Origin of the sequence: Martinezella lusitana, assembly GCF_016901135.1 — a bacterium.
GTDB classification, from domain to species: Bacteria; Pseudomonadota; Alphaproteobacteria; order Rhizobiales; family Rhizobiaceae; genus Rhizobium; species Rhizobium lusitanum_D.
Genome location: NZ_JAFEVL010000010.1, coordinates 34,019 through 47,029, shown reverse-complemented (window position 1 = coordinate 47,029; position 13,011 = coordinate 34,019). Strand labels below are relative to the sequence as shown.

At 61.5% G+C, this 13,011-nt stretch carries 9 protein-coding genes; 7 read left to right on the top strand and 2 right to left on the bottom strand.

The features are described 5' to 3' along the window. Nucleotides 1–222 precede the first annotated feature (222 nt). Nucleotides 223–3,225, bottom strand: a complete 3,003-nt coding sequence (gene polA, locus JTP94_RS03120; protein ID WP_204849106.1) for a DNA polymerase I — start codon at nucleotides 3,223–3,225, stop codon at nucleotides 223–225. A 435-nt stretch (nucleotides 3,226–3,660) separates the two neighbouring features. Here polA and JTP94_RS03115 point away from each other — a divergent pair, with 435 nt between their 5' ends. Continuing rightward, the gene (locus JTP94_RS03115) at nucleotides 3,661–4,077 is read left to right on the top strand and encodes a MarR family winged helix-turn-helix transcriptional regulator (RefSeq protein WP_204849105.1); all 417 of its coding nucleotides are present in this window, start codon (nucleotides 3,661–3,663) and stop codon (nucleotides 4,075–4,077) included. Here JTP94_RS03115 and JTP94_RS03110 read toward each other — a convergent pair. Further along, a complete protein-coding gene (locus tag JTP94_RS03110) occupies nucleotides 4,074–6,416 on the bottom strand; it encodes an EAL domain-containing protein (protein WP_204849104.1) in 2,343 nt (780 codons plus the stop codon). The two genes, JTP94_RS03115 and JTP94_RS03110, sit on opposite strands and share 4 nt — an antisense overlap. Nucleotides 6,417–6,613: 197 nt before the next feature. Between JTP94_RS03110 and JTP94_RS03105 the strand changes: the two genes are divergently transcribed. The 6 genes from JTP94_RS03105 (at nucleotide 6,614) to JTP94_RS03080 (ending at nucleotide 13,009) form a co-directional block, all read left to right on the top strand. Beyond that, nucleotides 6,614–8,002 (top strand): dipeptidase, encoded by a 1,389-nt coding sequence (locus tag JTP94_RS03105; RefSeq protein WP_204849103.1) that lies wholly within the window; start codon nucleotides 6,614–6,616, stop codon nucleotides 8,000–8,002. A gap of 199 nt (nucleotides 8,003–8,201) precedes the next feature. After that, nucleotides 8,202–9,272, top strand: coding sequence for a LacI family DNA-binding transcriptional regulator (locus tag JTP94_RS03100; protein ID WP_204849102.1), 1,071 nt, complete (start codon nucleotides 8,202–8,204; stop codon nucleotides 9,270–9,272). A gap of 1 nt (nucleotide 9,273) precedes the next feature. Further along, nucleotides 9,274–10,296 (top strand): polyamine ABC transporter substrate-binding protein, encoded by a 1,023-nt coding sequence (locus tag JTP94_RS03095; RefSeq protein WP_204849101.1) that lies wholly within the window; start codon nucleotides 9,274–9,276, stop codon nucleotides 10,294–10,296. 85 nt (nucleotides 10,297–10,381) lie between these two features. Continuing rightward, nucleotides 10,382–11,212 (top strand): ABC transporter permease, encoded by an 831-nt coding sequence (locus JTP94_RS03090; protein WP_204849100.1) that lies wholly within the window; start codon nucleotides 10,382–10,384, stop codon nucleotides 11,210–11,212. Beyond that, entirely contained in the window at nucleotides 11,209–11,988 is a 780-nt protein-coding gene (locus JTP94_RS03085; protein WP_204849099.1) for an ABC transporter permease, read from the top strand. Before JTP94_RS03090 ends, JTP94_RS03085 begins: the two co-directional genes overlap by 4 nt. After that, on the top strand, nucleotides 11,981–13,009 hold the full coding sequence (locus tag JTP94_RS03080) for an ABC transporter ATP-binding protein (protein ID WP_204849098.1): 1,029 nt from the start codon (nucleotides 11,981–11,983) through the stop codon (nucleotides 13,007–13,009). Before JTP94_RS03085 ends, JTP94_RS03080 begins: the two co-directional genes overlap by 8 nt. Nucleotides 13,010–13,011 lie beyond the last annotated feature (2 nt).

The window sequence follows — 13,011 nt, the reverse complement described above, 5'->3', positions numbered from 1 at the left end:
CGGTGTTCTGCTCGGGTTATCCAGACGCTTATACGTTCATGCCAAATCGCGGATCTCTCACCACCTCATGCTGAGGTGCCTTGGCGCGACAGCGTCAAGGCCTCGAAGCACGAGTTGGCCCGGTAGCAATACCCCACCCGCCCTCGTGGTTCGAGGCTCCGGCCTTTCAGGCCTCCGCACCTCACCATGAGGACTAATCTCTTCGCTACGCCGGATATTGCCTCAGTGCGCCTCATCCCAATTGTTGGCAGCGCGTGCATCGACCTTCAGAGGCACCGCCATATCCACCGCCGGCATGGCTGCATTTTCCATGACTGAGACGATGATCGGCGTCGAGGGCTCGACATCGGCATCCTCGACTTCGAAAATCAGTTCGTCATGCACCTGCAGCAGCATGCGCACGCGGTCGCCGAGGCCGGCCGTAGCGAGCGCTGGCTCCATCTTGATCATCGCGCGACGGATGACGTCGGCGGCAGATCCCTGGATCGGTGCGTTGATCGAGGCGCGTTCATTGAAGGCACGCACAGAGGGATTGGAGGAGCGAATTTCCGGAAAATGTACGCGGCGGCCGAAGATCGTCTCGACATAGCCGTTCTCACGCGCCGTCTGCTTGGTGCCTTCCATATAGTCGCGGATGCCCGGAAAACGCTCGAAATACTTCTTGATGTAGTCGCCCGCTTCCGAGCGCTCGATGGAGAGCTGGTTGGCCAGGCCGAAGGCGGAAATGCCGTAGATGATACCGAAATTGATCGCCTTGGCGCGGCGGCGTACCTCGCTCGGCATGCCCTCTACCGGCACGCCGAACATTTCCGACGCCGTCATGGCGTGAATGTCGATGCCATCTTCGAAGGCCTGCTTCAGCTGCGGGATATTGGCGACATGCGCCAGCACGCGCAGCTCGATCTGGCTATAGTCGGCCGAAACCAGCTTGTGGCCAGGTGTCGCGATGAAGGCCGTGCGGATCTTGCGGCCTTCCGCCGTGCGCACCGGGATATTCTGCAGGTTCGGCTCGGACGAGGAAAGGCGTCCGGTCGTGGTTGATGCCAGCGAATAGGAGGTGTGAACGCGCTTCGTTTCCGGATGGACATAGCCCGGAAGCGCGTCGGTATAGGTCGATTTCAGCTTGGTGAGCTGACGCCAGTCGACGATCTTGCGCGGCAGCTCGAAGCCGGCGGCCGCCAGGTCTTCCAGCACCTGCGCCGAGGTCGACCATTGGCCCGTCTTGGTCTTGCTGCCGCCTGATAATCCCATCTTGCCGAAGAGGATATCGCCGAGCTGCTTCGGAGAACCGATGTTGAAGCGTTCGCCGGCAAGCGTATAGATCTCATCCTCCAGCCGCGCCGCGCCCTGCGCCAACTCGCCGGAAAGGCGCGACAGGATCTGTCGGTCGATGGTGATGCCGCGCTCTTCCATATGGGCGAGCACCGGTACGAGAGGCCGCTCCAGCCGCTCGTAGACGGCCGACAGCTTTTCCGCCGCAAGTCGCGGCTTCAGCACCAGCCAGAGGCGCAGAGTCACGTCCGCATCCTCGGCGGCATAGGCCGTCGCGCGGTCGATATCGACAAGGTCGAAAGTGACATTGGATTTGCCGCTTCCGGCCACATCCTTGTAGGCGATCGGCTTGTGGCCGAGCCAGCGTTCGGACAGGCTGTCCATGCCGTGAAGGGCATTGGAGCCGCCATCGAGCACATAGGACAACAGCATTGTATCGTCGAAGGCCTTGGTCTCGATGCCATAGCGCTTCATCAGCAGGTAGTCGTATTTCAGGTTCTGCGCGATCTTGAGGATGGAGACGTCTTCCAGCAGATCCTTCAATCTCGCCAGGGCATCGCGCAGCGGGATCTGATTGTCGGCGAGCCCGCCGCCGAGCAAATCGCCCACGCCGTTCTTATGGCTGAGCGGGACATAAGCGGCGCGGATGGAAGCACCGGAAGGGTCGTTGCGGTTGTCGGCGATCGCCAGCGAAAAGCCGACGATCTCGGCTTGCATGACATCAAGCGACGTCGTTTCCGTATCGAAGGCGACGATGCCGGTTTCGCGCGCATCCGCGATCCACGCGTCGAGGGTGGCGACGTCGCGGATGGTCACATATTTCGAATGATCGATCGGCGCGGTGGCGAAGCCCGCCGCGCGCGCATTGGCGAGGTCGGCGGGCTCCGTCAGCCCCTCGACAGCCAAACGCGGCTTTACCGCCGGTGCCGGAACGGAAGAGCCCTCGGCCGCAACCGTGCTGCCAGCAACGAGCTCGACATTGTCTTCGGCATCGAGATCCGGGCCATGCGCGGTGTCACCAAGTTCGACCTTGATCTCGGACGGCTCTATCGTCGCGGGATCGCAATCGCAGGCATCGGCGACGCGGCGCGTCAGCGAGGTGAATTCCATCGCCTTCAGGAAGCCGATCAGCTTCGGGCCGTTCTGCGGCTCGAGCACCAGTGCGTCGAGCTCAAGGTCCAGCGGCACATCCGTCCTGAGCGTCACCAGCTGGCGGGAAATCCTAGCTAGATCGGCGTTGGCAATGATGTTCTCGCGGCGCTTCTGCTGTTTGATTTCCTCGGCACGGGCAAGCAGCGTATCGAGGTCGCCGAATTCTTCCAGAAGCTGCGCCGCCGTCTTCGGACCAATGCCGGGAATGCCGGGGACGTTGTCGACCGAATCGCCGGTCATGGCCTGCAGGTCGATCATCTTGTCCGGCGACACCCCCCACTTCTCGATGACGTCGGGAATGCCGATCTGCTTGTCCTTCATGCTGTCATACATGTGGACCATGGAGGTGACGAGCTGCATCAGATCCTTGTCGGACGAGATGATGGTGACATCGGCGCCGGTGGCCTCGGCCTTTCGAGCATAAGTGGCGATAATATCGTCAGCCTCGAAGCCGTCGGTCTCGATGCAGGGCAGGTTGAAGGCGCGGGTCGCCTCACGGATGAGCCCGAATTGCGGGATCAGCTCTTCCGGCGGCGCGGAGCGGTTTGCCTTGTAATCGGGGAAAATTTCCTTGCGGAAGGTCTTCGAGGAATAATCGAAGATCACGGCGAAATGCGTCGGGGTGACGCCCACCGATGTATCACGCGCCGAGGTCAAAAGCTTCCACAGCATGTTGCAGAAACCGGAGACCGCGCCAACCGGCAATCCGTCGGACTTGCGCGTCAGCGGCGGCAGGGCGTGAAAGGCCCGGAAAATGAAGCCGGAACCGTCGACGAGGAAGAGATGATCACCTTTTTTCATGGAAGCATGGATAGCGTGGCGCACCTGGAACGTCCATATAAACTTCTATTTCGCAGGGTCGCCAGGGGCCAAATCTCTCACCGAAATGTTACTAAGTTTTAATCAATCTAATCTGCGCATTCCCTTGAAAAACCATATTTGAAATCACAAATCATAGTCACCGGCGATTGTTACGCCGAGGGTCTGACAACCGGCCTGTCCCCCGCCATGTCAGACTTGGACAAAGGCCTATCCCCTCTCCGGGCCTTTGTCCCCCTTTTCTAAGCCGCCATGGTGCCCTCCAGGCCATGGCGGCTTTTTCATGAAGAAAACTACCCTTAAAACGTGTAAAAAACATCGCTGAAGTTGCTGGTTTCGGAGCCATCTCTACCCAAGATTTGCTGATTGTCTTGGTTTTGAATTATCGGCATACTTGCAATCATGGGATTTAATCGGATGGACTCCGCGGCCTACCTCGCCAGTCAAATGGCGAAGGGATTCGCTCGCGCGTTACAACAACGCGCGGCTAAGCTTGGTTTTTCCCCCGGCCAGTTTCCGATCCTTCTCGAATTGTGGTCCGAGGATGGCCTGACACAGAAGCAATTGCTGGAGAGGGTCGATATCGAGCAGGCGACAATGGCCAACACGCTGTCCCGCATGGAGCGCGACGGATTGGTGGAACGTCGGCCGCATCCCTCCGACAAACGGGCGCAATTGATCTTTCTGACCGACAAGGCGGCAGCCATACAGGCTGAGGCCATCGAGGCCGCAATGGCTGCCGACACGGATCTTCTGAAGAATTTCCGCAGTTTCGAGCGCGAGCTGCTCCTGGAATATATCCGGCGCATCCTGGAAAACTCCAGGCATCTCTAGGCTTGGGCCTCGACCTTTTCCAGGACCAGAAGCCGGCTGCTCGGCCCGACATCCGGCTTGCCGAAAAGCATGCCCTGAAGCTGGGCGCAACCTTCCTCGATGACGATGCGGCGCTGGGTTTCCGTCTCAACGCCTTCCGTCACGACCGGCATGTTCAGGCTGTGTCCAAGGCCGATGATGGCGCGCACGATGGAGCGCGCCGCGGGATCATGTTCCAGCGCGCCGGTGAAGCTGCGATCGACCTTGATCTTGTCGAAGGGGAAGGAGCGCAGGTTGCTGAGCGAGGAGAAGCCGGTGCCGAAATCGTCCATGACCACCCGGACGCCGAGCCGGTGCAGCCGCTGCAGTGTTGCGATCACCACCGTGCGTTCACGCATCAGCGCGGTTTCGGTAATCTCCAGCTCCAGCCGCCGCGGATCGAGACCGGTTTCCTGCAGGATCCGTGCGATCTGATCGTAAAGCGTCGAGATCATGAATTGCAGCGGCGAAACGTTAACGGCGACATTTGCCGGCTCGCGCCATTGCACCGCTTCCCGGCATGCCTGTTCCAGCACCCATTCACCGATCGCAACGATGGAACCGCTTTCCTCGGCGATGGGAATGAAGGTTTCTGGCTCTATCGCTCCTCGATCCGGATGGCTCCAGCGCAGCAAAGCCTCGTAGCCGGTGACGCTGCCGATGCCGACATCGAAGATCGGCTGGTATTCGAGATAGAGCTGCTTGCGAAGAATCGCCTGGCGCAGATCGCTCTCGAGCTGACGCCGTGTGCGTACCGCCTTATCCATCTCGGCATCGAAGAAGCAGGCGTTGCCGCGGCCGCCGCGCTTGGCGCGATAGAGCGCGGTATCCGCATTGGCGTAGAGCTGTTCGGCATTGGCGCCATCACGCGGATAGATGGCGATACCAAGGCTGACGCCGACGGCGGTCGGATCGCGAGCGGTGTCCATCTCGGCGGCGAATTCCGCAAGAATGCGCTCGGCAAGACGCGTAGCGCCTTCGGGCTGCGAACGCATGGGCTGGACCACGGCGAATTCGTCGCCGCCGAGCCTTGCGACCGTATCTCCCTCTTCGACCGTGCGCCGCAGGATCGCGGCGACCTTGCAAAGGATCCGATCACCCTCGGCATGGCCGAAGACATCATTGATCGCCTTGAACCGATCGAGGTCCAGGCATACGATGGCGACCTCGCCGCCCTTTCGGCCAGCCATTTGCAGCGCCTGGCGCATACGCTGATCGAACAGCGAGCGGTTGGGCAGGTCGGTCAATATATCGTGGTGAGCCAGGTGCTCGATCATCTGCTGCGCCTGGCGCCGCTCCGTCAGATCGCGCACGACCAGAACGCTGCATTCGTGACCACGATAGGTAATGGCACGACGCACCGTCTCGACTGGAATGGCCTCGCCATTACATCCCGACAGCGTCGTCTCGAGCGGCACGACCGTTTCGGTATCGCCATCCATGTCGAGCGTCAGGAATGTTTCGGGCGCTGCACCAACCACTTGCTGAAGAGACCAGCCGGAAATGGCGGAGAAGCGCTCGTTCGCGTCGATCACCCTGCCGTCGCGAAGGATAAGCAGTCCCTCGAGCGAAGCATTGGCAAAGCCACGCAGGTCGGTGAGGTGACGGTCGATGAAGATGGCGCCGAGCGCGATGAGGATCAGCGCCGTTGCGGCGGCCATGACGATGCCGGCAAGGATGCTGCGGTCGATGGAGAGGGCCTCAATCGACGTTTCCGCCTCCGGAGTGAGCGTGACGCCGCTCATCGACGTGAAATGCAGGGAGCAGATCGCCAGCACCAGAAGAACGGCGCCGGCAACGATCCGCGAGGCGCCGGGCAGGCTGCGAAAGGCGAGGAAGGCCAACGAAGAAAAGCCGGCACCGACAGCAACGGAGGCAATCGTGCGGGGTGTGCTGTACGAGAGCGCTGCCGATGCCTCGATCGCCTGCATGCCGGTGAGATGCATGGCAGCGATCCCAAGCGCCATCAGCACGCCGCCGACGGCAAAGGAGACGGCGTTGTCCCACTCGAAGGCAACAGCGATGGCAAGCCACGAACCGAGAATCGCCAGGACCACCGAAAGCACGGTGAGCGAAAGACCATAAGAGATCGGCACGCTGCCTTCATATGCCAGCATGGCGATGAAATGCGTCGCCCAGATGCCGACACCGCTGGCAAAGGCTGCGGCAGCGATCCAGTAGCGCCGCTGGTGCGACTGGCATTCCTGTGCACGGGAGAGGAGGAGCATGGTGGCGAGGCTGCCTATCAGGCAGATGACCGCAGCGACGAAAATCAGCCGGATGTCATGGTTGTCGCGAATGCATGCAAGTACTGAAAACATCTCGCTCTCCAAAATGCTCTTCCGGATTGAGATTAATTTCAATCATCTAAAAAACTTGTAAACTACATACGCAACTAATCACATACGAACGACCGCCGACAGACACGGCAACATGCGGGAAATTTTCGGTTTTGCCGCCTCGAAACCGACAGGGCTTTGGTCTATCGTCCGGCGAATTCTCATGTAAGGAGTCGGATATGACCGATCTATCGCCCGTTCTCGATCGCGCAGACAAAAACCTCCCATCCAGCCTCGACAATCTTTTCGAGCTGCTGCGCATCAAATCCATTTCCACGGATCCGGCCTTCAAGGCGGAATGCCGCAAGGCGGCGGAATGGCTGGTCGCCTATCTGAACTCTCTCGGCTTCACCGCTTCTGTCCGCGACACCCCCGGCCATCCGATGGTGGTCGCCCATCATGATGCCGGCAGCGCCGACGCGCCGCATGTGCTTTTCTACGGCCATTACGACGTGCAGCCGGTCGATCCCATCGAGCTGTGGGAGAGCGATCCTTTCTCGCCTGAGATCAAGGACATGGGCAACGGCCGCAAGATCCTGACCGGCCGCGGCACGTCCGACGACAAGGGCCAGCTCATGACCTTCGTCGAAGCCGTGCGCGCCTACAAGGAAATCAAGGGCACGCTTCCGGTGCGTATCAGCATCCTGTTCGAGGGCGAGGAGGAATCCGGTTCGCCCTCGCTCAAGCCCTTCCTCGAAGCCAACGCCGCCGAGTTAAAGGCGGATTTTGCCCTGGTCTGCGACACCGGCATGTGGGACGGCGATACGCCGGCGATTTCGGCTGGCCTGCGCGGGCTGGTGGGCGAAGAGATCACCATCACTGCGGCCGACCGCGACCTGCATTCGGGCCTCTTCGGCGGCGCTGCCGCCAATCCGATCCATATCCTCACCGATATCCTCGCCGGTCTGCATGACGAGACCGGCCGCATTACGCTGCCGGGCTTTTACGACGGCGTCGAGGAAACGCCCTCGAACATCAAGGCCTCCTGGGAAAAGCTGGGTCTCACCTCCGAGGAATTCCTCGGCGAAGTCGGCCTGTCGATCCCCTCGGGCGAAAAGGGCCGTTCGGTGATGGAACTCACCTGGGCGCGGCCGACGGCCGAGGTCAACGGCATCTGGGGCGGCTATACCGGTGCCGGCTTCAAGACCGTGATCGCCGCCAAGGCATCGGCCAAGGTTTCGTTCCGTCTCGTCGGCCAGCAGAACCCGGCGGCGATTCGCGAAAGCTTCCGGGCCTATGTACGCTCGAAGATCCCGGCGGATTGCTCGGTGGAATTCCACGAACACGGCGGCTCGCCGGCCATCCAGCTCTCCTACGACTCGCCGGCCCTGACCAAGGCGAAGACCGCACTTTCAAACGAATGGCCGAAGCCCGCCATCGTCATCGGCATGGGCGGCTCGATCCCGATCGTCGGCGATTTCCAGAAGATGCTCGGCATGGAATCGCTGCTCATCGGCTTCGGTCTTTCCGACGATCGCATTCATTCGCCGAATGAGAAATACGAGCTGCGATCCTACCACAAGGGCATCCGCTCCTGGATCCGCATCCTCGACGCGCTCGCGGACTAAAAAGAATAGGGTGTTTGTGCCGTGAAGGGACTGAGATGCAGCCCTTACCTCGTCCCTAGCGTGCGAGGTAAGGGCTGCATTTTGCGCCAGGCCCGCAACCTCACCAGCGACTTCAATTTGCATTCGACAAACGCTCGCGATTGCTGTACGCGTTGATTAAACGATTAATCAACGCGTTTATCGATGGTGCAGCGACCAGATGGCAACCACGCGCTCCGGACCCAATCTCAATAGGATCGCCACAGCACTCGGTGTCTCCGTTGCCACGGTGTCTAACGCGCTCTCCAACAAGGGACGGGTTTCGGCGGAGCTGGTGGAGCGCATCCGCACGACGGCAGCAGCCCTCGGCTATGTGCCTAGCCAGGCAGGCCGGGCGCTCAGGACCGGGCGCAGCGGCGTTCTCGGCCTGGTGCTCCCCGATATCGCCAATCCGCTTTTTCCGCAAATCGCCCAGGCGATCGAATATGCCGCCTCCGTCGCCGGCTACGGCGTGCTTATTGCCGACTCCCGCGGCGATATCGGCATGCAGACGGAAGCGATCAGCCGGCTGGTCGAGCGCGGCGTCGACGGCATGGTGATCGTGCCGCGGCGCGGCACTCGCATTGCCGACGCCGGATGCCCAGTCGCGGTCATCGACACGTCCTCGACGCCGGGCAATACGGTCTCCGCCGACCATTGGCAGGGCGGCGCCGAGATCGCCAGGCATCTTCGCGACCTCGGCCACCGCAAGATCCTGCTGATCGGCGCAAGCAGCGCTTCCAACGTGCAGAACGATCGTATCGGCGGCATCAAATCCGCTCTCGACGCCACGGTGAAGACCGAGGTCCTGTGGATCGAAAAGATCGAGGAACGGGGTGGTCCGGGCTGTCTCCTGGGATTGGCGGACAAGGTGCAGCAGGGCTTCACGGCCTTCGCCGCCGTCTCCGACCTGCATGCGCTGCGCGCGCTTACCGAGTTGCAGCGAGCCGGCGTCAGCGTGCCGGACAGCGCCAGCGTCACCGGCTTCGACGATCTCATCTGGGCGCCGGTCGTGAGCCCGGCGCTCACCACCATCCGGATGGACATGGCGACGATTGCCGAAATCGCCATCACGGCACTGGTCAACGCCATCGAAAAAGGGGGGCCGGGCGAAGCGTTAGCGGACGAGCCGCCGCCCGGCAGCCGGCTCGTCACCGCGGAGCGATCCCGCGTGCCGATGCAGCTTGTCGTCCGTCAATCCTCCGGCCCGCCCAGGCCGGCAAAAACGAACCTCTCAGCGGAGAACTCCTGACATGAAACGACTGCTCTTGGCTTCGGCTACCCTGCTTGCCCTTTCCGCGCTTGGCGTACAGGCGCAGCAACGGACACTCACCATTTCCGTCTACGCCTTCGCGCAGGACGACTATAAGAAGCTCGTCTACGATCCTTTCGAAGCCAAATGCGGCTGCAAGCTGGTGGTCGAAACCGGCAACAGCGTCGAGCGTCTGGCGAAGATGCAGGAAAACAAGGCCAACCCGGTCGTCGACATGGCCGTCGTGTCCATGGCGGACGCGCTGCAAGCTTCCCGCGCCGGCCTGATCGACAAGATCGACACCTCGAAGCTCAGCAACTTCGACAAGCTTTACGACGTCGCCAAGGACCCGAACGGCGACGGCATGAGCGTCGGCTACACCTTCTACGCCACGTCGATCGCCTATCGTTCAGACAAGATGAAGATCGACTCCTGGACCGATCTCCTGAAACCTGAATATGTCGGCCATGTCGCATGGCCGAACGTCACCACCAACCAGGGACCGCCGGCGCTCTATATGCTCGGCCTCGCCCTGGGCAAGGATACGCCTGACCTCGCGGCCCCCATTGCCGCCATCGGCAACCACAAGAGCGATATCGTCACCTTCTACGAAAAATCCTCGCAGCTCGTGCAGCTGATGCAGCAGGAAGAAATCTGGGCCGCTCCGATCGGCCGCTTCTCCTGGGCCGGCTTCACCAAGCTCGACGTTCCCGTCTCCTGGGCGACGCCGAAGGAAGGTCAAACGGGCGGCATGAACGTCATGGTCCTCACCAAGGGCTCGAAGAACCAGGATCTCGCCATGCAGTTCATGGACTTCTGGCTCTCGACCGAGACGCAGACGGCGCTCGCCATGAAACTCGTCGACAGTCCGGCGAACAAGGACGTGAAGTTGCCCGACAATATCGCCAACAACCTGACCTATGGCGAGGCTACGGCCAAAAGCCTGAAGCTAATCCCCTCCGCCGTCGCGCTCGATCAACGCAATGGCTGGGTCAAAGAATGGAATGACAAGGTCGGCCAGTAAGGCCATGCCGAACCGATATCCCGGCCTGAAGGCCGGGATATTCCCTTACTGTTTTGTTTGCATCCTTTCGCGAAGGTTGGTCTCGATGTTCCAGAATAAGGCCGAAGCTCTGGCGCTTGCCCTGCCCGCGGCGATCTTCGTCGCGGTGGTCTTTCTTGCGCCGGTACTGATCCTGCTGTCGGAAGGCTTTCACACCGCCGTGAACGGCTGGACGCTCTCGGCCTACACCGGCTTCTTCTCCGAGACTCTGAACCAGACCGTCTTCCTGCGGACGCTCAGGCTCGGCGTCGAAGTCACTGCCGTTTCCGCCGTTATCGGCTATGCCGCCGCCTTCGCCATCGTTAACCTGCCGCCGAAGGGCAAGGGCCGCGTGGTCGGTCTCGTGGTGCTGCCGCTGATGATCTCGCCTGTCGCGCGCACCTATGCCTGGATCGTCATCCTTGGCCGCACCGGCATCGTCAATCAGGCGATCCAGGGCCTTGGCCTCAGCGGCGAGCCGCTGCGCCTGTTGTTCAGCGAGACGGCCGTCTTCATAGGCCTGCTGCAGCTCTTCCTGCCGTTGATGATCCTGTCTTTGATCAGCGCGCTCGAGAACATGCCGAAGGATGCCATTCCGGCCGCGCGCGTGCTCGGCGCCAACTGGTTCCAGGTTTTCTGGAAAGTTGTGCTGCCGCTGACCCGCGAGGGGCTGGTAGTCGGCGGCACGCTGGTCTTCACCGGCTCGCTGACGGCCTATATCACGCCCGCCATTCTCGGCGGCTCGAAGGTGCTGATGCTGGAAACACTGCTCTACCAGCGCATCTCGGTTTCCAACGACTATGTCTCCGCCAGCGTCATCGCCTTCATCCTCATCGTCATGAGCTTCGGCGCCAATCTGGTGCTGAAACGGCTTGCCACCGCGAGGAGCCGGGCATGATGCGCCGCCTGTTTTCACCGCTCATCCTGTTTCTGGTACTGGCGTTCCTGATCGGCCCGTTCTTCATCATCGTCGCGGCGTCTCTGTCGGGGGGCGAGACGCTGGCCTTTCCACCGCAGGGCCTGTCCCTGCGCTGGGTGGCGAAGGTCTTCACGGTCGACAGTTTCCGAGCAAGCTTCGCCATGTCGATGTTCCTGGCGATCGGCGGCACGCTGTTCGCGCTGATCCTCGGCATCCCCGCCGCCTACGCGCTATCGCGCTACAGGCTGCCCGGCGGCGAGGCGATCCGCACCATGGTCTCGGTTCCGATCATCGTGCCGGGTATCATCGTCGGCCTGGCGATCCTGCGCTATCTCGTCGTGCCCTTCTCCTTCGACGTCACGCTGGCGCTGTTCTTCGCCCATACGGCGCTGGTGCTGCCCTATGCCGTGCGCGTGGTTTCGGCCAGCCTCAACAATCTGCGTTCCGATATGGAAGAGGCCGCCGTGCTCCTCGGTTCGTCGCGGCTCGGCGCCTTCTTCCGAGTCGTACTGCCGAATATCCGCAGCGGCGTTCTCGCTGCCTTCATCCTGGGCTTCGTCACCAGCTTCAATCAGGTGCCGGTGTCGCTGTTCCTCGCCAAGCCCGGCGTCCAGACGCTGCCAATCGACATGCTCGGCTATATGGAAACGACCTACGATCCTTCCGTTGCCGCGCTGTCGGCTCTGCTCGCCTTCCTCTCCATCGGCATCGTCTTCCTTGCCGAGCGCTTCCTGGGATTTTCGCGCTATGTCTGACTCCTCCTATCTCATACTGGACAGGTTGACGCTCGCCTATGGCGATACAGTCGCTGTTCGGGATCTCGATCTCACCATCGGCCGGGGCGAACTGGTCGCCCTGCTCGGTCCTTCCGGCTGCGGCAAGACGACGACGATGCGGGCGATCGCCGGACTACTGACGCCCGCCTCCGGCAAGATCAGCCTCGACGGTGCCGATATCACCCGCGTTTCCGCCAACAAGCGCGCCGTCGGCCTGGTCTTCCAGTCCTATGCGCTTTTTCCGCATCTGACCGTCTATGAAAACGTCGCCTTCGGCCTGCGGCTAAAGGGCCTGCGCGGCAGCGATCTCGATGCCCGCGTCGGTGCCAGCCTGAAATCCGTGGGGCTCACCAATTTCTCCGGCCGCAAGCCCGCCGAACTTTCCGGTGGCCAGCAGCAACGCGTGGCGCTCGCCCGCTCGATGGTGATGGAACCGAAGGTGCTGCTGCTCGACGAGCCGCTGTCCAACCTCGACGCTCGCCTGCGCCTGGAAATGCGCACCGAACTGCAGCGGGTGCAGAAGGAAACCGGCGTGACAATGATCTTCGTCACCCACGATCAGGTGGAGGCACTGGCGCTCGCCGACCGCATCATCGTCATGCTTAACGGCGGCATCGAGCAAATCGGCACGCCGGAGGATATCTACAACAGCCCGGTGTCAGCTTTCGTCGCCGATTTCGTCGGCTTTGAAAATGTCTTTGCGCTCGAGAATGGCAGGCTGAAGACGGCAAACGGTCCCGTCTCGCTTTCCTCTCCGGCACCCGCATCCGCGTCAGGGCTCGCCTGGCGCCCGCGCACCGTAACCCTTGGTTCCGGTCCTTTCCAAGGCACCGTGCGCGGCACATCCTTCGCCGGCAACAGCCGAGAATATCTGCTCGACACGCCGCTCGGACCCATAAAAGCCGAAGTGGACGCGGCTGCCGCCGTCCACGCCATGGGCAGCGAGCTCGCTTTCGACCTGCCGGTTGTTGCCGCCGCCTCGCTTGCAAAATACGGATAGGA

What these genes read in the sequence shown, in the direction of transcription:
- polA (WP_204849106.1), bottom strand. Translation starts at nt 3,225, where the DNA reads ATGAAAAAAGGTGATCATCTCTTCCTCGTCGACGGTTCCGGCTTCATT.
- JTP94_RS03105 (WP_204849103.1), top strand. Translation starts at nt 6,614, where the DNA reads ATGACCGATCTATCGCCCGTTCTCGATCGCGCAGACAAAAACCTCCCA.
- JTP94_RS03115 (WP_204849105.1), top strand. Translation starts at nt 3,661, where the DNA reads ATGGACTCCGCGGCCTACCTCGCCAGTCAAATGGCGAAGGGATTCGCT.
- JTP94_RS03110 (WP_204849104.1), bottom strand. Translation starts at nt 6,416, where the DNA reads ATGTTTTCAGTACTTGCATGCATTCGCGACAACCATGACATCCGGCTG.
- JTP94_RS03095 (WP_204849101.1), top strand. Translation starts at nt 9,274, where the DNA reads ATGAAACGACTGCTCTTGGCTTCGGCTACCCTGCTTGCCCTTTCCGCG.
- JTP94_RS03080 (WP_204849098.1), top strand. Translation starts at nt 11,981, where the DNA reads ATGTCTGACTCCTCCTATCTCATACTGGACAGGTTGACGCTCGCCTAT.
- JTP94_RS03085 (WP_204849099.1), top strand. Translation starts at nt 11,209, where the DNA reads ATGATGCGCCGCCTGTTTTCACCGCTCATCCTGTTTCTGGTACTGGCG.
- JTP94_RS03090 (WP_204849100.1), top strand. Translation starts at nt 10,382, where the DNA reads ATGTTCCAGAATAAGGCCGAAGCTCTGGCGCTTGCCCTGCCCGCGGCG.
- JTP94_RS03100 (WP_204849102.1), top strand. Translation starts at nt 8,202, where the DNA reads ATGGCAACCACGCGCTCCGGACCCAATCTCAATAGGATCGCCACAGCA.